The sequence below is a fragment of the Citrobacter arsenatis genome (assembly GCF_004353845.1).
Taxonomy (GTDB): Bacteria; Pseudomonadota; Gammaproteobacteria; order Enterobacterales; family Enterobacteriaceae; genus Citrobacter; species Citrobacter arsenatis.
In genome coordinates, this window is record NZ_CP037864.1 from 3,682,317 (window position 1) to 3,707,293 (window position 24,977).

At 51.7% G+C, this 24,977-nt stretch carries 24 protein-coding genes and 6 tRNA genes; 11 read left to right on the top strand and 19 right to left on the bottom strand.

What is annotated here, in order from left to right; all coding sequences use genetic code 11:
• Positions 1-5: 5 nt before the first annotated feature.
• Together E1B03_RS18910 and glk are read right to left on the bottom strand one after the other, a co-directional pair.
• Entirely contained in the window at positions 6-332 is a 327-nt protein-coding gene (locus E1B03_RS18910; RefSeq protein WP_003028254.1) for a PTS fructose transporter subunit IIB, read from the bottom strand.
• Between the two features lie 455 nt (positions 333-787).
• A complete protein-coding gene (glk, locus tag E1B03_RS18915; protein ID WP_103771660.1) occupies positions 788-1,753 on the bottom strand; it encodes a glucokinase in 966 nt (321 codons plus the stop codon).
• Between the two features lie 204 nt (positions 1,754-1,957).
• Between glk and E1B03_RS18920 the strand changes: the two genes are divergently transcribed.
• Positions 1,958-3,193, top strand: a complete 1,236-nt coding sequence (locus E1B03_RS18920; RefSeq protein WP_103771659.1) for an ion channel protein — start codon at positions 1,958-1,960, stop codon at positions 3,191-3,193.
• Here the strand turns inward: E1B03_RS18920 and E1B03_RS18925 are convergent, their stop codons facing one another.
• Complete coding sequence (locus E1B03_RS18925) at positions 3,194-4,846, bottom strand: alpha-keto acid decarboxylase family protein (protein ID WP_133086734.1); 1,653 nt, start codon at positions 4,844-4,846, stop codon at positions 3,194-3,196.
• Positions 4,847-5,028: 182 nt separating this feature from the next.
• Here E1B03_RS18925 and mgrA point away from each other — a divergent pair, with 182 nt between their 5' ends.
• Both mgrA and ypeC read left to right on the top strand, forming a co-directional pair.
• Entirely contained in the window at positions 5,029-6,018 is a 990-nt protein-coding gene (gene mgrA, locus E1B03_RS18930; RefSeq protein WP_103771657.1) for an L-glyceraldehyde 3-phosphate reductase, read from the top strand.
• Between the two features lie 137 nt (positions 6,019-6,155).
• A complete protein-coding gene (gene ypeC, locus E1B03_RS18935) occupies positions 6,156-6,482 on the top strand; it encodes a DUF2502 domain-containing protein YpeC (protein WP_003834889.1) in 327 nt (108 codons plus the stop codon).
• Between the two features lie 32 nt (positions 6,483-6,514).
• On the opposite strand, the gene E1B03_RS18940 is transcribed toward ypeC, so the two are convergent.
• On the bottom strand, positions 6,515-7,753 hold the full coding sequence (locus E1B03_RS18940) for an Nramp family divalent metal transporter (protein ID WP_133086735.1): 1,239 nt from the start codon (positions 7,751-7,753) through the stop codon (positions 6,515-6,517).
• On the bottom strand, positions 7,750-7,824 hold the full coding sequence (locus E1B03_RS26775) for a hypothetical protein (protein ID WP_418219455.1): 75 nt from the start codon (positions 7,822-7,824) through the stop codon (positions 7,750-7,752). The genes E1B03_RS18940 and E1B03_RS26775 overlap by 4 nt, the downstream gene beginning before the upstream one ends.
• Positions 7,825-8,097: 273 nt before the next feature.
• Here E1B03_RS26775 and nupC point away from each other — a divergent pair, with 273 nt between their 5' ends.
• Positions 8,098-9,300 (top strand): nucleoside permease NupC, encoded by a 1,203-nt coding sequence (gene nupC / locus E1B03_RS18945; RefSeq protein WP_103771655.1) that lies wholly within the window; start codon positions 8,098-8,100, stop codon positions 9,298-9,300.
• Between the two features lie 150 nt (positions 9,301-9,450).
• Here the strand turns inward: nupC and E1B03_RS18950 are convergent.
• Both E1B03_RS18950 and E1B03_RS18955 read right to left on the bottom strand, forming a co-directional pair.
• Positions 9,451-9,526: transfer RNA gene (locus tag E1B03_RS18950), tRNA-Ala, on the bottom strand.
• 42 nt (positions 9,527-9,568) lie between these two features.
• Positions 9,569-9,644, bottom strand: a tRNA-Ala gene (locus E1B03_RS18955).
• Between the two features lie 221 nt (positions 9,645-9,865).
• On the opposite strand from E1B03_RS18955, the gene E1B03_RS18960 reads away from it, so the two are divergent.
• Together E1B03_RS18960 and E1B03_RS18965 are read left to right on the top strand one after the other, a co-directional pair.
• Positions 9,866-10,228, top strand: coding sequence for a YfeC-like transcriptional regulator (locus E1B03_RS18960; protein WP_006683575.1), 363 nt, complete (start codon positions 9,866-9,868; stop codon positions 10,226-10,228).
• Between the two features lies 1 nt (position 10,229).
• Positions 10,230-10,622, top strand: a complete 393-nt coding sequence (locus E1B03_RS18965) for a MerR family transcriptional regulator (RefSeq protein ID WP_103771654.1) — start codon at positions 10,230-10,232, stop codon at positions 10,620-10,622.
• Positions 10,623-10,678: 56 nt separating this feature from the next.
• Here E1B03_RS18965 and gltX read toward each other — a convergent pair whose 3' ends face one another.
• Entirely contained in the window at positions 10,679-12,094 is a 1,416-nt protein-coding gene (gene gltX, locus E1B03_RS18970; RefSeq protein ID WP_103771653.1) for a glutamate--tRNA ligase, read from the bottom strand.
• A gap of 258 nt (positions 12,095-12,352) precedes the next feature.
• Here gltX and E1B03_RS18975 point away from each other — a divergent pair.
• The 4 genes from E1B03_RS18975 to E1B03_RS18990 all read left to right on the top strand — a co-directional run bounded on the left by E1B03_RS18975 (position 12,353) and on the right by E1B03_RS18990 (position 12,751).
• Positions 12,353-12,428, top strand: a tRNA-Val gene (locus E1B03_RS18975).
• 45 nt (positions 12,429-12,473) lie between these two features.
• Positions 12,474-12,549: transfer RNA gene (locus E1B03_RS18980), tRNA-Val, on the top strand.
• 46 nt (positions 12,550-12,595) lie between these two features.
• Positions 12,596-12,671, top strand: a tRNA-Val gene (locus E1B03_RS18985).
• A 4-nt stretch (positions 12,672-12,675) separates the two neighbouring features.
• Positions 12,676-12,751, top strand: a tRNA-Lys gene (locus E1B03_RS18990).
• Between the two features lie 15 nt (positions 12,752-12,766).
• Here the strand turns inward: E1B03_RS18990 and E1B03_RS18995 are convergent.
• The 8 genes from E1B03_RS18995 to E1B03_RS19030 all read right to left on the bottom strand — a co-directional run bounded on the left by E1B03_RS18995 (position 12,767) and on the right by E1B03_RS19030 (position 20,448).
• Positions 12,767-13,555, bottom strand: coding sequence for a hypothetical protein (locus E1B03_RS18995; RefSeq protein WP_133086736.1), 789 nt, complete (start codon positions 13,553-13,555; stop codon positions 12,767-12,769).
• Between the two features lie 22 nt (positions 13,556-13,577).
• The gene (locus E1B03_RS19000) at positions 13,578-14,462 is read right to left on the bottom strand and encodes a LysR family transcriptional regulator (RefSeq protein ID WP_103771652.1); all 885 of its coding nucleotides are present in this window, start codon (positions 14,460-14,462) and stop codon (positions 13,578-13,580) included.
• A 98-nt stretch (positions 14,463-14,560) separates the two neighbouring features.
• Complete coding sequence (locus E1B03_RS19005; RefSeq protein WP_133086737.1) at positions 14,561-15,817, bottom strand: nucleoside permease; 1,257 nt, start codon at positions 15,815-15,817, stop codon at positions 14,561-14,563.
• 57 nt (positions 15,818-15,874) lie between these two features.
• Positions 15,875-16,708: a xanthosine phosphorylase gene (xapA, locus tag E1B03_RS19010; protein WP_100194635.1), complete on the bottom strand. Its 834-nt coding sequence runs from the start codon at positions 16,706-16,708 to the stop codon at positions 15,875-15,877.
• A gap of 323 nt (positions 16,709-17,031) precedes the next feature.
• Positions 17,032-17,301 carry a YdgH/BhsA/McbA-like domain containing protein gene (locus tag E1B03_RS19015; protein ID WP_103771650.1) on the bottom strand — a complete coding sequence of 90 codons (270 nt, stop codon included), beginning with the start codon at positions 17,299-17,301 and terminating at the stop codon, positions 17,032-17,034.
• 231 nt (positions 17,302-17,532) lie between these two features.
• Complete coding sequence (locus E1B03_RS19020) at positions 17,533-17,928, bottom strand: DUF302 domain-containing protein (RefSeq protein ID WP_103771649.1); 396 nt, start codon at positions 17,926-17,928, stop codon at positions 17,533-17,535.
• 77 nt (positions 17,929-18,005) lie between these two features.
• The gene (locus E1B03_RS19025) at positions 18,006-19,097 is read right to left on the bottom strand and encodes a YVTN family beta-propeller repeat protein (RefSeq protein ID WP_133086738.1); all 1,092 of its coding nucleotides are present in this window, start codon (positions 19,095-19,097) and stop codon (positions 18,006-18,008) included.
• Between the two features lie 424 nt (positions 19,098-19,521).
• Positions 19,522-20,448, bottom strand: coding sequence for a LysR family transcriptional regulator (locus tag E1B03_RS19030; RefSeq protein ID WP_133086739.1), 927 nt, complete (start codon positions 20,446-20,448; stop codon positions 19,522-19,524).
• A gap of 89 nt (positions 20,449-20,537) precedes the next feature.
• Here E1B03_RS19030 and E1B03_RS19035 point away from each other — a divergent pair, with 89 nt between their 5' ends.
• The gene (locus E1B03_RS19035; RefSeq protein WP_133086740.1) at positions 20,538-21,536 is read left to right on the top strand and encodes a bile acid:sodium symporter family protein; all 999 of its coding nucleotides are present in this window, start codon (positions 20,538-20,540) and stop codon (positions 21,534-21,536) included.
• On the opposite strand, the gene E1B03_RS19040 is transcribed toward E1B03_RS19035, so the two are convergent.
• The 3 genes from E1B03_RS19040 to zipA form a co-directional block, all read right to left on the bottom strand.
• Entirely contained in the window at positions 21,533-21,751 is a 219-nt protein-coding gene (locus E1B03_RS19040) for a DUF3820 family protein (RefSeq protein WP_133086741.1), read from the bottom strand. The two genes, E1B03_RS19035 and E1B03_RS19040, sit on opposite strands and share 4 nt — an antisense overlap.
• Position 21,752: 1 nt before the next feature.
• Positions 21,753-23,768, bottom strand: a complete 2,016-nt coding sequence (gene ligA / locus E1B03_RS19045) for an NAD-dependent DNA ligase LigA (RefSeq protein ID WP_133086742.1) — start codon at positions 23,766-23,768, stop codon at positions 21,753-21,755.
• Positions 23,769-23,839: 71 nt separating this feature from the next.
• Positions 23,840-24,853 (bottom strand): cell division protein ZipA, encoded by a 1,014-nt coding sequence (gene zipA, locus E1B03_RS19050; RefSeq protein ID WP_103771644.1) that lies wholly within the window; start codon positions 24,851-24,853, stop codon positions 23,840-23,842.
• Between the last annotated feature and the right edge of the window lie 124 nt (positions 24,854-24,977).

Here is a 24,977-nt window from a genome sequence, read left to right on the forward strand (position 1 = left end):
GATGATTATTGTTGTTCAGCGGCAACCATCTCTTCGATCTCTTTAATGATGCCGGCTGCATTTTTTATCGCGTCCTGTAACGTAATTTCGTAAACGTCACGCGACTCAAAACGCTCGTTATCTTCCGGAGTAACGGCAACAGAATGGATGATTAACGTTGCCTCAGCGATATCCTGCGCTGTCAGGCGATTTTGTATTCCGTCCGCGCCCTGGGTTTCAATTTTCACTTCATAACCCGCTTCAACCGCGGCTTCTTCCAGCGCCTGAGCCGCCATAAAGGTGTGGGCCAGCCCCATTGGGCACGCGCAGACGGCAATCAGTTTTTTGCTCATAATCATTTCCTCGTAATAGTTAACGAGTGAAATTATGGTCCGAGGAAAGTAACAACTGTTATCAGACAAATAATGCTTTTACTGGACAAATAATCCCGTCACTCGGAAATGTGACGAAGGTCGGAAAGGTGAATGGCAGGCATAAAAAAACCGCGTCAGAAGCGTAATGCTTACCAGTTAAACATTATGGAGAACATGTGATTCCGAGTCAGGGTTCCGTTCACTTCAGCTTTGCACTTTTCTGAAGCACAGGTACCCGTGATCGTTTCAGAAAAGTGAAAAAGATAAGGTGAACGTAACAAATACCGGGGGCAACAAATTCATTAACTCCGGATATGCCGCTTTTAGGTATCATTACAACTATTGCTCGTTGTTAACTGATCGGCATTACGTCAGGAGCGCGGTTTTGTGGGAATGCAGACCGGATGATCGCTAAATACCATCCGGCACTGGCCTTACAAAATATGGCCCAACGTCTGGCGCAGATGCGCACCGGAGCCAAGCAGTCCGGGGTTTTCATGCACGATCAGATACACCGGAATGTCCTGTACGTAGGCTTTAAAGCGCCCTTTATCTTCAAAACCACCGCGGAAACCGGAAGCTTTAAAGAAGTCGAGGAAGCGCGGTACGATGCCGCCCGCGATGTACACTCCGCCAAACGTACCCAGCGTTAACGCCAGATCGCCGCCAAAACGCCCCATGATGACGCAGAACAGCGACAGCGCCCGCCGACAATCGATACAGGAATCTTCCAGCGCACGCGCGGTGATATCCTTTGGCTGCAGATTTTCCGGCAGTCGTCCGTCTGATTTTACGATGGCGCGATACAGGTTCACCAGCCCCGGACCTGACAGCACGCGCTCAGCGGAAACGTGACCAATCTCCGCACGCAGAACTTCCAGGATAATCCCCTCTTCTTCGCTATTAGGCGCAAAATCCACGTGACCGCCTTCACCAGGCAGGCTCACCCAGCGTTTATCAACGTGCACCAGATGCGCCACGCCAAGCCCGGTTCCTGCGCCATAAACTGCAATCGGTTTACCTTCGACGGGTTCCGCGCCACCAAACTGGATCAAATGCTCTTTTTTCAGCATCGGGATCGCCATCGACACGGCGGTGAAATCATTGATGATTTCCAGATGGCTGAAGCCCAGATTTTTTTTCATCTCGGCAATAGAGAATGCCCAGGTATGGTTGGTCATTGCCACCCAGTCGCCGGTAATGGGACAGGCAATGGCAATGCAGCCATCTTCAACGCTGACGCTATGCTCATCCAGGTACACGCGCACCACGGCCTCGAGGCTTGGGTAATCCAGCCCGGAATAGGTTTTTGCCTGCGAAATCTCGCCGCTGGCAATATCGCACAGAGCAAGACGCGCGTTGGTGCCGCCAACATCACCTACTAAAGCATATTTTGTCATTCTTCCACTGCTCCGCTAAAGTCAGAATAAATCTTTGCCACACTGTAAATTCATGGGGGCATAACAACAACGGCCTGAAGGCTGATGCCCATAGAAAATCGATCCAGATCACATAATTACTTTATCGTTTCAGCACCATTTGCAGCGATGCGGTTGCGCAGGCTGTGCAAACTATGTCTATGACTCTGTTTTAAGGAATAGAAAATGCTCCATCCGCGAGCCAGAACGATGCTCTTGCTGTCAACTCCTGCGCTAATCATTGGCATAGCGTCCAGCCTGGTGTTGATCGTTGTGATGAAAGTGGCTTCCGTTTTACAGCAATTTTTATGGGAACGGCTGCCTGTTAGCATCGGTATTGCCCAGGACTCTCCGTTATGGATTATCGGAATGCTGACGCTCACGGGGATCGTGGTCGGGTTAGTTATTCGCTACAGCCAGGGTCACGCAGGACCGGATCCAGCCTGTGAACCGTTAATTGGTATGCCGGTTCCAACGTCAGCAATACCGGGCCTGCTGGCAGCACTCATCCTTGGTCTCGCGGGTGGCGTTAGTTTGGGTCCGGAACACCCGATCATGACCGTCAATATTGCACTGGCGGTGGCGCTCGGCAGCCGCATGTTTCCCCGCATTGCTAAGCTGGACTGGACCATTCTCGCTTCTGCCGGCACCATCGGCGCGCTGTTTGGCACTCCCGTTGCCGCCGCACTGATATTTTCGCAAACGCTGAATAGCTCGAACGATGTTCCCTTATGGGATCGGTTATTTGCACCGTTAATGGCCGCTGCCGCGGGTTCGCTGACCACCAGCCTGTTTTTTCACCCCCATTTTTCACTGCCCATCGCGCACTATACGCAGATGCACTTGATCGATATCCTCAGCGGTGCGGTGGTTGCCGCCATCGCCATTGCCGCCGGGATGATCGCCGTCTGGTGCCTGCCGCGTTTGCACCATTTAATGCATCGATTAAAACACCCGGTTCTGATCCTTGGGGCTGGCGGCTTTATCCTCGGTATCCTGGGCGTTATCGGCGGACCGCTCACCTTGTTCAAAGGACTGGATGAAATGCAGCAAATGGCGTTCAGCCAGACGCTGGGGACATCGGATTATTTTATGCTCGCCGTGATCAAGCTTGCGGCATTAGTGGTCGCAGCTGCGAGTGGTTTTCGCGGCGGGCGAATCTTCCCGGCAGTATTCGTGGGGGTCGCGCTTGGCCTGATGCTGCACGCCCACGTTGAGGCAGTGCCGGCAGCCATCACCGTCTCCTGCGCGATCCTTGGACTGGTGCTGGTCGTCACCCGTGACGCTTGGCTGAGCCTGTTTATGGCAGCAGTGGTGGTGCCAGATTCCACCCTGCTGCCGCTGCTGTGCATCGTCATGCTTCCCGCCTGGCTACTGCTGGCAGGCAAACCGATGATGGTCGCCGAGCGTCCCGATAAGTAGTTATCCTCCGTTACGCGTTTCCAGCGCACGGGTCACCGTGCGCAATAGCTCAGGAAGATCGGCTTTCGGTAGCACCACCTCAATTAACGACAATCGTTGCGGACGGGCCAACCGGGCCAGCACTTCCTCCAGTTGTACCGCCTGCGTCACTCGCCAGCATTCCGCCTGACATTCACGACTAAACGCCTGCGGCACCTGCGTCCAGCTCCAGGCGGCGATATCGTTATAACGCTGATTGGCTCCGTGTATGGCCCGCTCCACGGTATAGCCGTCATTATTGAGCAGCAAAATAACGGGAGCCTGCCCGTCTCTGAGCATAGAGCCCAGTTCCTGAATAGTGAGCTGCGCCGCGCCATCGCCAATAATCAGGATCACCCGGCGGTCTGGACAGGCAGCTTGCGCACCGAATGCAGCCGGGAGCGCGTAACCGATAGACCCCCACAGCGGCTGAACCAGCACTTCCGCTCCGCCGGGTAGCGTGAGCGCAGCTGCGCCAAAGGCGGCGGTTCCCTGGTCGACGAGAATAATGTCATTGGGCGCCAGATACTGCTGCAGCGTATGCCAGAAGTTTTCCTGCGTCAGATGCCCTTTTTCAACCTCAAGACGCCCAACTGGCGGACGTTCTGGCGGAAGTGAAAACGACATTTCCAGACACAGCTCCCGCAAGGTGGTGGCCGCTTGCTCCATTGGGATGTTAAACCAACTGGTTCCAATCCTGGAGGCATGAGGCTGCACCTCAATAGTGCGCTCCTGTGCAAGATTTTGCGTAAATCCGGCGGTCAGAGTGTCAACAAATTGCGTACCGACACAAATAATCGTGTCGGCATCTTCTATTGCCTGACGTACATAGTCGCTGCTGGCTCCGGCGCTGTACGTGCCAACAAACGCCGGATGACGCTCATCGAATAGCCCTTTGCCCATCAACAGCGTAGCGTGGGCCATCGGCGTTTCCGCCATCCAGCGCTGCAAGACCGGTTGCAAGCCAAAGCGCAACGCGAGAAAGTCCGCCAGCAGCGCTACGCGCGGGCTGTCCAGCAATCGTTCGCGGGCAAGATAGCGAAACGCTTCTGCCACACTGCTTTCCGGCTCGCTCAGAGGAACAATCAGAATGTCGCTCGGCGGCGTGGCGGGCTGTTTTGCCACATCAGCAGGTAACATCAGATAGCCCGGCCTGCGTTCGGTAAGCATCGTTCGCAGCACGCGGTCAATGTCATAACAAGCGTTTTGTTCATCCAGCACCGCGCTGGCCGTCGTTACCGCCTGCTGCATACGGTAAAAATGCTGAAAATCCCCGTCACCCAGAGTGTGATGCATCAACTCCCCGCGACGCTGCGCGCCACGACAGGGTGCGCCAACAATATGCAAAACAGGAACATATTCCGCATAGCTTCCCGCGATACCATTAATCGCGCTTAACTCACCCACGCCAAACGTGGTGAGCAGCGCCCCTACTCCAGATACTCGGGCATAGCCATCTGCCGCATAAGCCGCGTTCAACTCGTTCGCACACCCGACCCAACGTACGCTGGGATGTTCAATCACATGGTCAAGAAACTGCAAATTATAATCGCCAGGCACACCAAAGAGATGGCCGACGCCACAGCCTGCCAGCCTGTCCAGCAGATAATCAGCAACGGAATACGGGGTTTGCATGACAGCTATCCTTCTGACGGTAACCTCATGTTGAGTATCGAAGAACTGTGATGACTGTCCAGGAAAGTCGCTGTGAAGGGGGTGGAAAGCAAGATGTACAGTTTTCACCCGAAAATTTCATTGTAAGCTACCTTGTGTAAACGTATACACTCAGAGATACACGTTATCCGACAGGAGGCTACATGGCTTATCAGGCTGATGAAAATCGTTATCAAACAATGGAGTACCGCCGCTGCGGTCAGAGCGGTCTCAAGCTGCCGATTGTCTCACTGGGTTTGTGGCACAATTTTGGTGATACCACGCAGGTTGAGAACAGTCGGGCGTTGTTACAGCGCGCATTTGATCTGGGGATCAGCCATTTTGATCTGGCGAATAACTATGGTCCACCGCCGGGTTCAGCGGAGCGAAATTTTGGTCGCATCCTGCAGGAAGATTTTTTACCGTGGCGAGATGAGCTTATCATCTCCACCAAAGCGGGTTACACCATGTGGGAAGGCCCATACGGGGACTGGGGCTCACGCAAATACCTGATTGCCAGCCTCGATCAAAGCTTGAAGCGCCTGGGACTGGAGTATGTCGATATCTTCTACCACCATCGCCCCGACCCTGAAACGCCGCTCAGAGAAACCATGCGCGCGCTGGATCATATCGTCCGTCAGGGCAAAGCGCTGTACGTCGGACTGTCTAACTATCCCGCGGATCTTGCCCGGCAGGCAATTGAAATACTCGATGATTTAGGTACGCCATGCCTTATTCACCAGCCCAAATATTCCATGTTCGAACGTTGGGTCGAAGGTGGCTTGCTGTCGCTATTACAGGAAAAAGGCGTCGGCAGTATCGCCTTCTCACCGCTGGCTGGCGGACAGTTAACAGACCGCTATCTGAACGGCATTCCTGCGGACTCTCGCGCGGCAAGCACCAGCCGTTTTCTGAATCCGGACCAGTTAACCCCACAAAAACTGGAAAAAGTGCGGGCGCTGAACGCGCTGGCAGAGCGACGCGGACAAAAGCTTTCTCAGATGGCGCTCGCGTGGGTTCTCCGGGAGGACAACGTCACGTCGGTGCTGATTGGCGCGAGTAAAACGGCGCAGATTGAAGACGCCGTCGGCATGCTGGCAAACCGTCACTTTACGCCTGAAGAGTGCGCGGAGATTGACGCCATCCTGAGTTGATTGAAATAAAGACACATTTATTAACAAAAAGTGCTCTCACTTGCGATTTAAGAGTTGTGGCGATGAAACGGGGCTTTACTGCCCCGTAATATTACGTTAACAGGCCGGCTACGGCTCGATCGTGAAGGAGAGAAAACATGTTCAGGTCACTGATTCTGGCGGCAGTCTTATTGGCTTTTACACCGCTGGCCGCTAACGCCGGCGAAATCACCCTGCTGCCATCCATAAAATTACAAATTGGCGATCGCGATAATTACGGTAACTACTGGGATGGTGGCCGCTGGCGCGACCGGGATTACTGGCACCATAACTATGAGTGGCGCAAAAATCGCTGGTGGCGTCATGACAACGGCTACCACCGCGGCTGGGACAAGCGCAAAGCTTATGAGCGCGGCTATCGTGAAGGCTGGAACGATCGCGATGACCATCGCGGTCGTGGACGCGGCCACAAACATCATCATTAATGTAACAAAAGAGCCTACGGGCTCTTTTGTTTTTACAAACCGAGCGCGGTTCCCACCAGCAGCCAGATATTGAGTGTCACCACCAGCACAACAATCACCCAGCCTACCTGTTTTACCCATCGGGTATTCACCAAATCGCCCATCAGCTGACTGTTGCTGGTGAAGATCAGCAGCGGCACCAGCGCCAGCGCAATACCGAAGCTGAGCAATACCTGGCTCATCACCAGAATACGCGTTGGATCCAATCCCATCAGAATCACAATAAATGATGGCATCATGGTGACCGTGCGGCGTACCCATAGCGGAATGTGAAAGCGGATAAACCCTTGCATCACCACCTGCCCCGCCAGCGTCCCGACCACGGTAGAAGAGAGTCCCGCAGCCACCAGGCTTAAACCGAATACCGTCGCCGCAGCGTGACTCAACAACGGTTCAAGAGTCAGATACGCCTGATCGAGATCGGCAATACCTGTATGCCCGCTAAAATGAAATGCTGCGGCTGCCGTCGCCATCATCGCCAGATTGACAAATCCAGCAATCGTCATGGCAAGAGCCACATCCCATTTTGTGGCCGCATAGCGCTGTTGACGCGTTCCGCCGTGCAGATGTTGCGTTAAGGAAGAGTGCAGATAAATGACGTGCGGCATGATAGTCGCGCCGAGCACACCGGCTGCCAGGAACACCGCCTCGGAATTAGGCAGGCTTGGGATCACCATCCCCTTACTAAGCTGCGCGAAGTTCGGTTGCGAAAAAACCAGCTCCACAATATAAGCTGCGGCCACAAACAGCAGAAGGCCGCCAATGACTTTTTCCAGCGGCTTTTGCCCGCGACGTTGCAGCATCAGAATTAAAAATGTCGCGATGCCGGTAAGCACGGCCCCTTGCAATAAGGAAACGCCGAGGATCAGTTTGAAGCCAATCGCGGCGCCAATAAATTCAGCAAGGTCCGTCGCCATGGCGATAATTTCGGCCTGCACCCAGTAAAACCACACTACCGGGCGAGGATAATGATCGCGAATTTGCTCTGCCAGGTTTTTACCCGTAGCTATGCCGAGCTTTGCTGACAGCACCTGGATCAGCATTGCCATCAGGTTTGCCCAGACCACCACCCACAGTAGTTTATAACCAAAGCTGGCCCCGGCCTGGATATTGGTGGCAAAGTTACCCGGATCGATATAGCCGATCGCCGCGATGAACGCAGGTCCCATTAATGCGAGCTTCAACTTGCGCGCTGCCCGTCCACTGCTACTCTCAACGCGATCGTTAGTCATTTTAGTGCCTCAGAAACATAGCCTTTGCTATGTTTCAAGCTACGCCTATTGAGAATGATTATCAAATTCATTTTAATGGGTGAAGTTGATTTCTCTGATAGCGTTTATCTATGTATCGATAAGGATTCTGGAAATACCGGTGAGATGTTTAATTATTGTTATGAGATTAGCACAATGACATAACTTTTCACTTCCATACTAAACATAACAGAAGTGTATCACCGATCACTAATTTTGAATCTCGTCACAGGTCCTTATTATAGTGTGTGTTTGATCTCGTTTTCTTTATGGTTGTTACATAGAATGTGCACGAAAACTAAACCTGCCTCATATTTGGAGCAAATATGGACCGCGTTCTTCATTTTGTCCTGGCCCTTGCCGTGGTTGCGGTACTCGCACTGCTGGTAAGCAGTGACCGTAAAAAAATCCGCATTCGTTATGTTATTCAATTGCTTGTTATTGAAGTGTTACTGGCATGGTTCTTCCTGAACTCTGATGTCGGTCTGGGCTTCGTAAGAGGCTTCTCCGAGATGTTTGAGAAACTTCTCGGATTCGCTAATGAAGGGACAAACTTTGTCTTCGGCAGCATGAACGACAAAGGCCTGGCATTCTTCTTCTTGAAAGTGTTGTGCCCGATCGTCTTCATTTCCGCTCTGATCGGTATTTTGCAGCATATCCGTGTTCTGCCAGTTATCATCCGCGCAATTGGTTTCCTGTTATCCAAAGTGAACGGTATGGGCAAGCTGGAATCCTTCAACGCCGTCAGCTCGCTGATCCTGGGTCAGTCCGAGAACTTTATCGCCTATAAAGATATTCTCGGCAAAATGTCTCGCAACCGTATGTACACCATGGCTGCAACGGCGATGTCGACCGTTTCCATGTCTATCGTCGGCGCGTACATGACCATGCTGGAGCCGAAGTACGTTGTTGCGGCGCTGGTTCTGAACATGTTCAGCACCTTTATCGTACTGTCGCTTATCAACCCGTACACCGTTGACGCCAGCGAAGAAAATATCCAGATGTCTAACCTGCACGAAGGCCAGAGCTTCTTCGAAATGCTGGGTGAATACATCCTGGCAGGTTTCAAAGTGGCAATTATCGTTGCGGCGATGCTGATTGGTTTCATCGCGCTGATCGCGGCCCTGAACGCCCTGTTCGCTACTGTGACCGGTTGGTTTGGCTACAGCATCTCCTTCCAGGGCATCCTGGGCTATATCTTCTACCCGGTTGCATGGGTGATGGGTGTGCCGTCCAGCGAAGCGCTGCAGGTGGGCAGTATTATGGCAACCAAACTGGTTTCTAACGAATTCGTCGCGATGATGGATCTGCAGAAAATCGCCTCTACGCTCTCTCCACGCGCTGAAGGCATCATCTCTGTGTTCCTGGTCTCCTTCGCTAACTTCTCTTCCATCGGGATTATCGCCGGCGCGATTAAAGGCCTGAACGAAGAACAAGGTAACGTGGTTTCCCGCTTTGGTCTGAAGCTGGTGTACGGCTCTACGCTGGTGAGCGTACTGTCTGCATCCATCGCAGCACTGGTGCTGTAAGCCTAAGACAACATTGTCGTGTTAAGACCGGGGAGTTTTTTTTCCCCGGTTTTTTTATGCCTGTTATTCAGCAAATCAAAGAGATACAAGGTGAGAACTGGCAGGATGCAGAAACAAAAAACCCCCGCTTTTCAGCGAGGGTTTAAATTTTGGTGGAGCTAAGCGGGATCGAACCGCTGACCTCTTGCATGCCATGCAAGCGCTCTCCCAGCTGAGCTATAGCCCCACGATGCTTTTACGTATGAACCAAATTTATTGGGATTAAATTTGGTGGAGCTAAGCGGGATCGAACCGCTGACCTCTTGCATGCCATGCAAGCGCTCTCCCAGCTGAGCTATAGCCCCACAACGTAAAGCTTGTCGAGTTGACGGGCGGCATCATATGAATTCCCTTCGCGTGTGTCAACGGCAAAATTAACTCATAGAATTCAATCGCTGAAAAAGCAGTCAAATGAAGAACATTGCGTAACAACTCGCATTCAGTAGTTAAACGCGTCACGGTTTCTACTAAAATGGTGCTATAAAATGAGCCACTAATTAACCCCACGACTATTCAGGGAATCGTTATGTTCAAGGAACGGATGACGCCAGAAGAACTTGCTAATCTGACCGGATACAGCCGACAGACCATCAATAAATGGGTGCGCAAGGAGGGTTGGGCTACATCACCAAAACCAGGCGTACAAGGCGGCAAAGCCCGACTGGTTCACGTCACCGAACAAGTTCGTGAATACATTCGCAGTGCTGAGCGTTCAGCCGAAGGTTTATCAGATAACTTATCGTTATCCGGTGATACCTCTATTGAGGCGCTGCTGATTCGACTCGCCAAAGAAATGACGCCGTCAGAACAGAAGATGTTTACGTCACTGATCCTGCGTGAAGGCATTACGGGTTTATTGCAACGCTTAGGGATCCGCGAAAACAAATAATATGAAAAAATTACGCAGCAAAATGACGACCGAAGAGCTGGCGGAATGTCTCGGGGTTGCCAAACAAACCGTCAATCGTTGGATCAGAGAACAAAACTGGACCACCGAAAAGTTTCCCGGCGTTAAAGGTGGTCGTGCAAGGCTGATTCATATCGACTCCAGCGTCCGCACGTTTCTGCTCAATATTCCGGCTTTCCGCAAAGTCCCTGAAGTTTATCAGGCTGAAGAACCGCTGGCAGAATACACCCACGTGGTGCGCAGCCACGCCTGTCGCCAGATAATTAGCGCTCTGGACAACATGTCCCCAACGGAACAAGAAAAGCTGGCGATATACATTTCGCGCGAAGGTATTCGCACTTTCCTTACCCGCTTAGGCATTGATGAGTCTGAATAACAGGCAAAAAAAACGGCAGGATACGTTCCTGCCGTTGTTTCATCGGTCTATCTGTCTTACTGCTGACTTTCACGCTCAGCAATAAACGCCAGCGCTTTATTAATACGCTCAATGCTGCGAGATTTACCAATCGCATGCACCGTTACGTCCAATCCCGGAGACTGACCCGCGCCGGTAACGGCTACGCGCAGCGGCATCCCAACTTTACCCATACCCACTTCCAGCTCATCAGCGGTTGCCTGAATAGCGTGATGCACGTTTTCTGCCGTCCACTCACTAATCGCAGCCAGCTTGTCACGAACCACTTCCAGCGGCTGACGCGCTACCGGACGCAGGTGTTTCTTCGCGGCGTCAGCATCGAACTCAGCAAAATCTTCGTAGAAGTAGCGGCAGCTCTGCGCCATCTCTTTCAGCGTTTTGCAGCGCTCACCCAGCAGTTTAACCAGCTCTGACAACTGCGGGCCAACGCGGGTATCGATATTTTCCTGCTCAATGTGCCATTGCAGATGTGTTGCCACATATTCCGGCGCCAGCGCATTAATATAGTGATGGTTCAGCCACTGCAGTTTTTCGGTGTTGAACGCACTGGCAGATTTGCTCACTGCACCAAGGGAGAACAGTTTGATCATCTCTTCACGAGTGAAGATTTCCTGATCGCCGCTGGACCAGCCCAGACGCACCAGATAGTTCAGCAGCGCTTCCGGCAGATAACCGTCGTCGCGGTACTGCATGACGCTGACCGCACCGTGACGTTTGGAGAGTTTTTTACCGTCATCGCCGTTGATCATCGATACGTGGGCGTAAACCGGTACCGGCGCGTTCAGCGCTTTCAGGATGTTGATCTGACGCGGAGTATTGTTGATATGGTCTTCACCACGAATAACGTGAGTGATTTCCATATCCCAGTCGTCGACAACGACGCAGAAGTTGTAGGTTGGGGATCCGTCGGTACGGCGGATGATCAGATCGTCCAGCTCCTGGTTGCTGAATTCGATCGGCCCACGGATCTGGTCGTCAAAAATAACGGAACCGTCCTGCGGGTTGGCAAAACGCACCACGCAAGGTTCATCAGCAGCGTGATGTTCGTGGCCGTGGCGGCAGCGGCCGTCGTAACGCGGTTTCTCACCGTTCGCCATCTGCTCTTCACGCAGCGCATCCAGGCGCTCTTTGGAGCAGTAGCATTTATATGCGGTACCTGCTTCCAGCATCTCATCAATCACGGCGTTGTAGCGATCAAAACGTTTAGTCTGGAAGTACGGGCCTTCATCCCATTCCAGATTCAGCCAGTTCATGCCATCCATAATGGCTTCAATAGCTTCCGGCGTGGAGCGTTCGAGATCGGTGTCTTCAATACGCAGCACAAACTCACCGCCATGGTTACGTGCAAAAAGCCAGGAATAAAGAGCAGTACGCGCACCGCCGACGTGCAGATAACCTGTCGGGCTTGGCGCGAAGCGAGTTTTGATTTTCATGAAATGGCCTTACGTTTATAAAGATGCCGACAACCGGCAAATCCAGGGAAGATTATCAGGCTCGTATTCTATCACTGTGGTCTGATTCCTCAATGTTGATCGGGTTGGAACATCACGCTTTGCCATTTTCGTATACAAATCATGCTGCATGGATTGTTTTGCGATCGTTTTGTTTAAAATTACGACGAACGAACAATTTCTTTAGAAAATGCGTTGACTCATTTTCAACTCTCCCTATAATGCGACTCCACACAGCGGGGGTGATTAGCTCAGCTGGGAGAGCACCTCCCTTACAAGGAGGGGGTCGGCGGTTCGAACCCGTCATCACCCACCAACTACTTTATGTAGTCTCCGCCGTGTAAACAAGAAATTGAGAAGTGGGTGATTAGCTCAGCTGGGAGAGCACCTCCCTTACAAGGAGGGGGTCGGCGGTTCGATCCCGTCATCACCCACCACTTTCTCGCCAGCTGGATTTCTTGTTAAAATATGAAGTACCGAAGTGGGTGATTAGCTCAGCTGGGAGAGCACCTCCCTTACAAGGAGGGGGTCGGCGGTTCGATCCCGTCATCACCCACCACTTCGGGTCGTTAGCTCAGTTGGTAGAGCAGTTGACTTTTAATCAATTGGTCGCAGGTTCGAATCCTGCACGACCCACCAATGTAAAAAGGCGCCCTAAAGGCGCCTTTTTGCTATCTGCGATTTATAAGATTCGAACCTGCAGCAGATTCGGGTCTTGCCTGATGCGCTACGCTTATCAGGCCTACAGTCAAAACCGCACTCGAAAGCCGGATAAGACGTCAGTCGCCATCCGGCACAGTCAATACCGCACGCGTAGGCCGGATAAGACGTCAGTCGCCATCCGGCACAGACAATACCGCACTCGAAAGCCGGATAAGACGTCAGTCGCCATCCGGTACAGACAATACCGCACTCGAAAGCCGGATAAGACATTTGTCGCCATCCGGCACAGTCAATACCGTACGCGTAGGCCGGATAAGACGTCAGTCGCCATCCGGCACAGTCAATACCGCACGCGTAGGCCGGATAAGACATAAGCCGCCATCCGGCACAGTCAATACCGTACGCGTAGGCCGGATAAGACATTTGTCGCCATCCGGCGCAGACAATACCGTACGCGTAGGCCGGATAAGACATAAGCCGCCATCCGGCACAGTCAAAACCGCACTCGAAAGCCGGATAAGACGTCAGTCGCCATCCGGCACAGTCAATACCGCACGCGTAGGCCGGATAAGACATTTGTCGCCATCCGGCACAGGCAATACCGTACGCGTAGGCCGGATAAGACATAAGCCACCATCCGGCGCAGACAATACCGCACGCGTAGGCCGGATAAGACATCAGTCGCCATCCGGCACAGACAATACCGTACGCGTAGGCCGGATAAGACGTCAGTCGCCATCCGGCGCAGAAAATACCGCACGCGTAGGCCGGATAAGACATAAGCCGCCATCCGGCACAGACATCACATCGTCAATGCCGCTACCAGTTTCTCCAGCGCGGGCGTCGCCTGTTGTTGGTCATACACAATATACAAATCCGCCGGAATACGTTCCTCTAACGGGCGGAATACCACGCCAGGCCAGTTCATCTGCGCATAGCTATCGGCAATCAACGTAATACCAATCCCCATGCTGATCATTGCCAACACCGTTTGCGGCTCCCTCACCTCACGAATAATCATCGGGGAAAACCCAGCACTCAGGCAAACGCGCTGCAAAAATGCCCAGTCGGTATGAATAGAGGGCATCGTGACAAAATATTCATTTCTCAACGCCTCCAGAGGTACGGATTCACAGGCGGTAAGAGCATGCTCTTCAGGCATGGCAACCAGAAAAGAGGATTCATGCAAACGCAGACTGGTAAATCCGGGAGAAAGCTCAGTGGCCATCCGCCAAACTCCCGCATCCAGTTCACGGCGTTCCAGCATCGTCATCTGCATCGCGGGCATGTTCTCGCGAAACAGCACCTCAACGTTGGGGTTGTCCTTCAGAAAACGCCGCATTACCGGGCGCATTTTTCCCCACATTGCAGTACCGATCACGCCAAGCTCAATTCTCCCTGCCTCACCGCGACCAATCTGCTCGACTCTCGCGAGCGCCTGATTGGCGCTGGACAATAGTCGGCGCGACTCTTCCATCAATATCTTTCCAGCGTGGGTTAACGCTACGCTGCGGGAATGACGGATAAACAGCAAAGTGCCGAGCTGCTGTTCCAGCTCTTTGATATGCGTACTGAGTGGCGGTTGCGACATATTCAGGCGAGCAGCAGCGCGTCCAAAATGCAGTTCTTCTGCGACAGCAAGAAAATAACGCAGTAACTTCAGATCGATGCGGTGCGTGCGTTCCATGATAATGCGCTCCTGAAAAGAAGGATAATGCGCAAAGTTACCACATGGCATCACAGAAAATGAAACGGCGGGCATGAAAACCCGCCGCGAATTGAGCGTTAATGTGCCGGTGATTTTCGCACCTGTCGTTCAGGTTCATGCTGGTATTTAAAGAACAATGCAAAGATAACCGCCAGGGCCAGCGCATAGGCGGCAAACACCAGCCAGATTGTCTGCCAATCTTTAACACCATCAATAGAAAAATAGTCCACCGCCATACCGCTCAGGATTGAACCCACCCACGCACCAACACCGTTTACCATCGTCATAAACAGCCCCTGCGCACTGGCGCGAATGTTAGAGTTAACCTCCTGCTCGACAAATACCGACCCTGAGATATTGAAGAAATCAAACGCACAGCCGTAGACAATCATCGACATCAGCAGCAGCACAAAGCCAAACGGCGACGGATCGCCAAAGGCAAAGAAGCCAAAGCGCAACGTCCATGCCAGCATGCTCATCAGCATTACCGTCTTAATGCCAAAGCGCTTGAGGAAGAACGGGATAGTGAGAATAAAGCCCACCTCCGCCATCTGCGAAACCGAAAGCAAAATAGAGGGGTACTTCACCACAAAACTGTCGGCAAATTCCGGGTTACGGGCAAAATCATGCAGGAACGGATTGCCAAAGACATTGGTAATTTGCAGCACCGCCCCCAGCATCATGGCAAACAAAAAGAAGATTGCCATCCGCGGATTTTTAAACAGGACAAAGGCGTCCAGTCCGAGTTTACTGGCAAGCGTGGCGGACTCTTTTCTCTCGGCAACCGGAATTTTCGGCAACGTAAGCGCATACATGGCCAGCAGTAATGAAGCGCCAGAAGCGATATACAGCTGCGCGCTGCTCAGCTCCAGCCCCATCAGGCTGACCGTCCACATCGCCACAATAAAACCTATCGTGCCGAACACACGAATTGGCGGGAACGCGGTGACCGGATCCTGGCCCGATTGCGCCAGGCACGAGTATGAAACGCTGTTCGATAACGCAATTGTCGGCATATACGCCATCGCGTTAACCAACATCACCCAGAACATAGTCTGGGGATCGGTAACGGTTGTGGCGTATAACAACACGCCAGCGCACACCAGATGGCAAAGCATGTAGGCCCGCTCAGCACGCAGCCATTTATCGGCAATGATGCCCATAATGCCCGGCATGATAATTGCCGCCAACCCTTTCGAACTGTAAACCATACCGACGTTCGCACCGGTAAAATCCAGGGTGTTTATCATGTAAGAACCCAGGGTTACCAGCCAGCTTCCCCAGATGAAATATTGCAAAAACGACATGAGCTTTAAGCGAGATGCGATACCCATTTTTCCGTTCCTTGCCAAAAAAGTAAGACCCCGCAAGCGGGGTCATTTTTTAATTATTCAGGCCAGTTTGCGCAAGAAGCCGCAGATCAGATTGATGAAATTCTGCCGGGACAGTTCCGCTGCCGCCAGCGTCTGTGCGTGAGATAATTTCACATCACCCAGACCTTCCGCCAGATTCGTGATGGCAGCCACCGCAACCACTTTTAGACCGCAGTGGCGTGCAGAGATAACTTCCGGCACCACCGACATCCCCACCACGTCACCGCCGATAATTTGCATCATGCGGATTTCTGCCGCGGTTTCAAAGTTCGGTCCCGGATAAGAGACAAACACCCCTTCACTCAGCGGGAACCCTTCCTCAGCGGCAACGGTTTGCAGGACCGCACGGTAGTCAGCATCATAAGCGTTAGCCAATGAAAAGAATCGCTCACCAAAACGCTCATCGTTTGGCCCTACCATCGGCGTACCCGGCATTGTATTGATGTGATCGCTAAGCGCAACGAGGCTACCCGGTCCGACCTCGGGACGCAAAGAACCTGCGGCATTCGTGCAAAACAACAGCTCACAGCCCAGCAGTTTCAGCGTACGAATGGCATCCGTCATCACCGTCATGCCGCGCCCTTCATAGAAATGTCCACGCCCTTTCATACAGGCCACCGGTACGCCCGCGAGATTTCCCAGCACCAGTTCACCAGCATGACCGTGTACGGTGCTCACCGGGAACCCCGGCAGTTTCTCGTAAGAGATAGCCACCGCATCCTCAATTTGGTCCGCCAACGCACCCAGGCCTGAGCCAAGGATAAAGGCTACGCGCGGCGTGAAATCTGGTTTGTAGCCACGAATGATGTCGGCGCTATACCAGGGATTTTGCGAGAAAAGAGAATGGCTCATGAGATGTCCTTAATACTGAGTAATCGAAAATAACGTAGCGTACAGTACTGTTATAGCGAGACTGCGCAATCGATTACCAATACCGTTTATCCCGACAACCGATAGTAAATCGGTATCGATGATGTGCGCTAAATCGGTTTGAATTCACATTATTTTTCTGCCAGAAGTGGCAGGGAGTAGCAAAACATCAGGAATCTGTCAGGGCTACAGCAGCAAGAATATGTCTGACTCACCACTAACAAACATGGGTTGATAATGATTCAGCGAAAGCAGGTATAACTGCCTGCTTTCACTAATCAAAAACTAAGGCGGGGTATTGCTATTTATTTTCTATAAAGCTCGCTGGTTACAACAGCCTGGGAACCATTACCGATAGAAGAGAAATTCTTAATCACAAAGAAATCCGCCCCTTCTTTATCTGCCAGTTTCGAAATCTTGTGCACGCATTCATTCACCGTATTTTCTGTTACCGTGATGGATTTAACATGCTTTAAGCTTTCAGCTTCTTTCTGTGAGATTTCTGTGGCCGCAAAAACAGACAGGCTAAGAAAACATAAAGAAGTGGCTAATGATGTGGCTAATATTTTTTTCATAACTATCCTCATAAACTAACACATTAATATTTGAGCGCTAAAATATACCCTTCACATAATATTGCAAATAAAAAATCACTTATCGATAAAATAGACGAGTCGACAAATATTGAAGAGTAATGAACAGCACTCATTTGGTTTAATTGATTTATTATTGGGAGTTAAATACCCGTACAATAAATACAGGAAAATAACACTAAATATCTACAAGGTACTTAGTGTTATTTGAAATTAATTACCGGCTACTTCATTAAGAAGAGTTGCCAGGATGCTCACCGGAGCAACGACATTTTGCGCAATACCATAATCAGAGATGAGGACACTGCTCGCATCCTGGTAATCTATCTGGGTAACTCCATTGTCATCTTGCCAGATAACAACACGCAAGGGTAATTCTATTGCGGCATGGGGATTAGCCTGCATGGCGGGCGTTCCCCCCTTTGGGTTACCAAACAGAAATAACATCGTCGGCCGCAGAGCAAAACCAACCTCCTTTGCCGCTTGCTGTTGATCAATTTGCGCAAAAATGCGGATATTTTTGGTATTCAGTAAACCGACAAGTCTATTTACAGTCGCGTCAAAATCGAACTTACTGGGCAGCGTTTTTGTCCGTTCCGGCTTTCTCATCTCTCTTTCCTTCACTTATCTGATATTCCTAAAAATACCCGCCATCTAATGACGGGTATTGATAAATGCTAGCACAGTTATTTAGGCGTCACTTCGACAGAGCCCCAGCTGATACCATTTGGGTTGTTGTCTACCGGAAGCGTGTTCACGACCTTACGCTCATTAATGTCAATCATCGAAACAGAGTTAGCAAATGAATTAGTGACGTAAGCATATTTGCCATTTTTATCAACAACCACGCCATGGGCCCCATCGCCAGTGGTGATGGTTTTCGCTACCGTAAGGCTTGCGATATCAATCATGTTTATTGTGTTACCCGGCTTGCTCTTCGAGCCCTGATTGGTTACCAGCATGCTTTTACCATCCGGAGTGCCAAACAGCTGGATTGGTACGGTACCGACATTAATTTTCTTCACAACTTTACGCGTTGCTGTATCAATCACCGCTACAGCGTCTTCACCTGACAGGGAAACAAACACCAGTTTACCATCCGGTGAAAAACCTACCTGTGCTGGCATTTTACCTAACGGGATCTGTGAGACCTCTTTATTACTGGCTGTATCAACAACGGATACCGAGCCCCCTTTCATATTCGCGATATAAACTTCTTTACCGTCAGGACTCACTCTGAGGCCATGAGGGAATTTACCGACGTTAATTGTCGTTAAATTTTTCAAATGTTCTGCATCAATCACGCTGATGGTGTTATCTGCACTATTTGAGATATACGCCATTTTCCCATCAGGGGTGACGACAACATGCGCAGGGTGCGCGCCAACCGGAATCTTTGAAATAACAGTGTCATTCTCAGCATTAATCACCCAAACCTCACCATGCTCCTTTTTACCTGCATGAGAATCTTTGCCCATGTCCATTTTCTCAGAATGGGTATCTTTACTCATATCCATATGTTCAGAGCCAGATGAATGAGTCCCATTAGCGCCGAGATTGGTTACCCAAACTGTTTTATTATCTGGTGACACCTGAACGTTATGCGGCATTTTACCAACATGTACTTTATCTACAGTCTTTAAAGACGCAGCATCAAGTACATTAACTGAATCCGCACCTTCGTTTGCCACATACACTCTGTCTGCTGCAAATGTATAACCAGACCATGCCAGCATACTAATTTGCATTGCAATTAAAATTTTATTTTTGCTTATCATCGCCGCCAATACCCCATGAGTTAAAAACAATTACCGGATTAGTTTGAGCAGATAACTATTGCGGATTTTTAACGCGCTATTAATATTACCCATAGCGAGCGCGTTAACCCTACCCATAATTAGTTACTGTGTAAGTTACTTAGTTACTTCATTAGTAAAACGCTATACATCATTGTATTAAATACTGCTATCCGTTCTTGCGTAAAAAGAGTATCAACCTTCCAGCAAGTGGAAGGTCAAGAAAAAAATAATAATTTAAAATAGCCTTAAAAATCCGCAAGCTGAGCAATTGCCTAAGAATATCGCGGGAGAATTTATAAATATAAAGAGGTAGTCCGGTGCCGGGTAAAAATATCAAAGTTAACGATCGGTTCATCGAGACTGAAAGCCAAACCTAACGACATGACAAACACCAGCCATATCGTTAAAGCTGGTACAAAGGGTCGCGAGCACGACCGGCGGTTAGTTCGCTAGCCTGCATGCGCACCACGTCCCATAACGCCTGAGCGGCGGTCGATAAAGAACGATTTTTACGTCGCGCCAGCATCAGTTGCCGTTCCACAACCGGCGTCAGACGCTTCACCTGCAAATGGCTGCCCTGCGGTAAGGGGAGCGCCAGCGCCGGTAGTACGCTGATACCAATTCCGGCTTCAACCATCGGGAACAGCGTGGCCGGGTGACCAATCTCCTGAACAATATTGGCATCAATGGAAAAATGGGCGAGGGCCGCATCGATCAGCGGTCGGCTGCCGGAAGCGTAATCCTGCAGCACCAGGGGTTCATGATAGAGATCCTGCCAGTTTACCCATTCCCGCTGGGCTAACGGATGATCCTGCCGACATAACAGCAGGAAAGGTTCGGACAGCACGGCTTCACACTGCAGATCGGTCACAGCACCGGGATCAATCACAATGCCAAAATCGACTTCTCCCTGGCGAATGCTCTCCAGAACCCACTGCTGTGGCCGATCGTGCAGAACAAAATCGATCGCCGGATAAAGCTGATTGCTCTTGGCAATACACTGGGGAATAAGATGAGCTGAGATAGTCTGGCTGGCAGCAACCCTGACTGTTCCGGTTAACTGCGTCCCCACCTGGCCTGCTTCGCGCAGCGTGCTGTGCAGTTCATCCAGAATACGTTCCAGACGCGCCGCCAACTGGTGCCCCGCTTCCGTCAACACCACTTCCCGCGTCGTTCTGTCCAACAGGCGTACACCCGTTTGTGCTTCAAGCTCTTTAACACTATGACTGACCGCCGACTGGCTTAAGCCAATGATATCCCCCGCCCGGCTAAAACTTTTAGCCTGAGCGACGGTAACAAAGATACGGAGCTGACGCAGAGAGTAATTCATCTATTCAATTCATATATGGATGCAATAAATCAATTTTATTTCTCAAACGGAAAAACGCAAAATGTTCCTACCGAATTTCAGGAGCTTTTATGAAACTTTTTCGTATCCTTGATCCCTTCACGATAACGCTGATTACGGTTGTTTTACTGGCGTCCTTTTTCCCGGCCGAGGGTGGCTTTGTGCCTTTCTTTGAAGGCTTAACCACCGCCGCCATCGCCCTGCTGTTTTTTATGCACGGGGCGAAGCTGTCGCGTGAGGCCATTATTGCCGGCGGTAGCCACTGGCGTTTGCATCTGTGGGTAATGTGCAGCACGTTTGTTGTCTTCCCGGTTCTGGGCGTTCTGTTCGCCTGGTGGGCGCCGATCAACGTTGACCCGATGCTGTACACCGGTTTCTTGTACCTGTGTATTTTGCCTGCCACGGTGCAGTCGGCCATTGCCTTTACGTCGCTGGCGGGAGGTAACGTTGCCGCCGCCGTTTGTTCCGCTTCAGCCTCCAGCCTGCTAGGTATTTTTCTTTCGCCGTTGCTGGTCGGGCTGGTGATGAATATGCACGGCGCAGAAGGCAGTCTGGAGCAGGTAGGAAAAATCATGCTGCAGTTGCTGCTGCCGTTTGTATTGGGGCACCTTTCACGTCCGTGGATTGGAAACTGGGTTTCACGACATAAAAAATGGATCGCGAAAACGGATCAATCCTCTATTTTGCTGGTGGTGTACTCCGCCTTCAGTGAAGCCGTTGTTAACGGCATCTGGCACAAAGTAGGAGTGGGTTCACTGCTGTTTATCGTAGTGGTCAGCATCATACTGCTGGCAATCGTAATTGGCATAAACGTCTTTGTTGCGCGTAAATGCGGCTTCAACAAGGCCGATGAAATCACCATTGTGTTCTGCGGTTCGAAAAAGAGCCTGGCAAACGGGATCCCAATGGCAAATATTTTGTTCCCGACTTCGGTGATTGGGATGATGGTACTGCCGTTGATGATCTTCCATCAAATACAGCTGATGGTGTGCGCCGTGCTGGCGCGTCGCTACAAGCAGCAGACGGACGCCTTGCAGGCGCAGCAAAAAAGCCGCGCCGCGAAGGCTTAAAGCGGGCGCTTCAGGGGCTGTACAAGTTGCGTCAGCCCTTCTGTTTTAATCAGCAGCGTGATTTGCATCAGCTCGCCGAGCTTGCCCGGCGGGAATTCATCCTTACGGGCAAACCACAGCAGATACTCTTCTGGTACATCAATCAGCCGACGCTCTTTATATTTGCCAAAGGGCATCACGGTATTGGCAATTTCAACCAGCTGCTCTTTTTCCATCTCAGGCACCCAGCAAGCGGATCATTTCAGCTTCATCGATCACGGCAATCCCCAGCTCCTGCGCTTTTGCCAGCTTCGAACCCGCCGCTTCACCGGCAATCACCAGATCGGTTTTCTTCGATACGCTGCCCGCTACTTTTGCCCCCAGTTCGGTCAGACGCGCTTTAGCGTCATCGCGTGACATCAGGCTCAGGCTCCCGGTCAGCACCACCGTTTTACCCGCGAAGGGGCTGTCGATTTCTTCAGCGTTGATGACCACCGGCGCTGGCCAGTGGATCCCCTGTGCTAAAAGCTGAACAATCACCTCACGGTTGCTCTCTTCGGCAAAGAAATTAAACACATGGGTCGCTACCACGATGCCGACATCCGGCACTTTTTGCAGTTCTTCAACAGAAGCCGCTTCCAGTGCCTCAAGGGTGCCGAAATACGCCGCCAGACCTGCCGCCGTGGCTTCGCCGACTTCACGAATCCCCAGCGCATAGAGGAAACGGGCAAACGTTGTTGCTTTCGCTTTTTCCAGCGCATTCACCACGTTTTGTGCCGACTTCGGCCCCATACGATCAAGACCAGTCAGTTTACCTGCGGTCAGGGTGAAGAGGTCTGCCGGCGTGTGGACATACTCTTTCTCGACCAGTTGATCGATAATTTTGTCGCCCATACCGTCAACGTCGAGCGCGCGGCGGGAAACAAAGTGTTTCAGCGACTCCTTCCGCTGAGCCCCACAGATTAAACCACCGGTGCAGCGAGTGACTGCTTCGCCTTCCACACGTTCGACGTCAGAGTGACAAACCGGACAATGCTCTGGGAACACAATTTCGCGGGTATCTTCCGGGCGTTCGGAAAGCACGACGTTCACCACCTGCGGGATAACATCGCCCGCACGGCGAATGACGACTTTATCGCCGATGCGCAAACCCAACCGCTCGATTTCGTCAGCGTTGTGCAGCGTTGCGTTACTGACCAGCACCCCGGCAACCTGGACCGGCTCAAGGCGGGCAACGGGCGTAATCGCCCCGGTACGTCCGACCTGAAACTCAACATCACGCACAAAGGTCATCTGCTCCTGCGCCGGGAACTTAAAGGCCACCGCCCAACGCGGTGCGCGGGCAACAAAGCCCAGTTGTTCCTGCAACGCCATAGAGTTGACTTTGACAACCACGCCGTCGATATCAAATCCCAGCGAGGGTCGGTCTTCTTCAACCTTATGATAGTAAGCGAGTACTTCCTGCGGAGAGTCGCAGAGCGTGACTCTGTCGCTTACCGGCAATCCCCACTCTTTAAATTGCAGCAGGCGACCCAGATGGGTATCTGGCAGCACGCCACCTTCCAGCACACCAACGCCATAGCAGAAGAAAGTAAGCGGTCGCTTCGCTGTGATACGCGGATCAAGCTGGCGCAATGAACCGGCCGCCGCGTTACGCGGGTTAGCAAACACTTTGTTGCCGGTGCGACGGGCTTCTGCGTTAATTTTTTCAAATCCAGCCTGCGGCAGGAACACTTCGCCGCGCACTTCCAGACGCGACGGTATGTTATCGCCGCGCAGTTTTAACGGGATCGCGCGAATGGTGCGCACATTAGAAGTGATGTCCTCACCCGTGGTGCCATCACCGCGCGTTGCGGCACTGACCAGCACACCGTTTTCATACAGGATACTGACCGCCAGCCCGTCCAGCTTCAGTTCACAGCACCAGGTCAGTTTATCGGTACTTTTCAGCCTGTCCTGCACACGTTTGTTGAAGGCGAGAAAACTCTCTTCATCAAATACGTTATCCAGCGACAGCATCGGCACTTCATGGCGAATCTGGCTGAACGCCGTTAACGGAGCGGCGCCAACGCGTTGGGTTGGCGAGTCAGGAGTAACAAGGTCCGGATGCTGTGCTTCCAGCTCTCGCAGTTCGCGCAGCAGGCGATCGTACTCTGCATCGGGAATTTCCGGCGCGTCCATCACATGGTAGAGATACTCATGATGGCGAAGCGTGGTTCGCAGTTCTGTCAGTTGTTGTTCGATTGATTCCATATCGCACCATCAATGATAAAAAACCCCCGACAGGCGGGGGTTTAGCAAGGAGATGTCACGCCAGAGGAAAATCAGGCGCGAGATTCTTTAACTTCGCGGATGCGGTCCTGATACTCGCGCAGTTTCTGCGGCGTCATCATGCGACGTTGATCGTCGAGCACCACACCACCCACTTCATCGGCAATGTGCTGTGCGGACTGCAGCATCAGCTTAAAGTTTTGCAGCTCGTCCCCGTAGGACGGAACCTGCATAAAAATAGTCACGCCTGGGGTGCTGAAGTCACCCGTCATTTCTGGGTCAAACGTCCCCGGGTTAACCATATTGGCAAGGCTGAACAGCGACGGACCGCTGCCATCCGGGCTCAAATGACGATGGAAAATATTCATATCGCCAAATTTGAATCCGGCCTGCTGAATGCTGTTGAGCAGCACCTCACCGTTGAGCTCGCTACCATGATGAGCCGCAACGTTCATAATGATGACCGCTTCTTTACGCTGCGGTTTTTCAGCGACAGGCGCTTCTTCAACTACCGGCTCAGGCTGCGCTTGATGTTCAACGACCGGCTCTGCTGGCTGGAAGGTCTGCGGTGCAGGTTGCGGAGCTTGCTGCACGGGTTGCTGAACCTGTTGGGCAACGGGCTGATGCTGCATCGGCTGCTGCACAGGTTGCTGCTGAACAGGCTGAGGTTGCACCGGCTGCTGCTGTTGTACAGGCTGCTGCGGCTGCTGAACATGCGGCGGCGGTACCGGCGCTTGTGCAGGCTGCTGCGCGGGTTGACGCGGCTGAGCAGACGCATAAGGCGGCTGGTACTGGTGTTGCGGCGACTGAGGAGGAACACCATGTTCCTGCGCGTTACCGGGAGCATGATTCACACGATGAACGCGAACTTCGCCCACGCCTTCGTCTTCCTCGGCGTTGTCGTCGAACGAATCCTCGTCTTCACGTTTAGACTTCATGCGTTTTAGTGGGCGATCGCGGAATATAGAAGACCGCTCTTTACGGCTAGTCCAAAAACCATGTACCAGTAAAGCGATTATGGCGATCGCGCCAACAATGATTAATATCAGACGCAAATCCTGCATCATTATATTCTCTGTTGTTCTAACACCTTGCCACCACGGCAAACATTTACTCACTAAGAGTATTTGTCGATTACGCCAAGTGCAAGTGTACTCTTGGCTTTCACAGCATAAAGATGAACAAAATTGT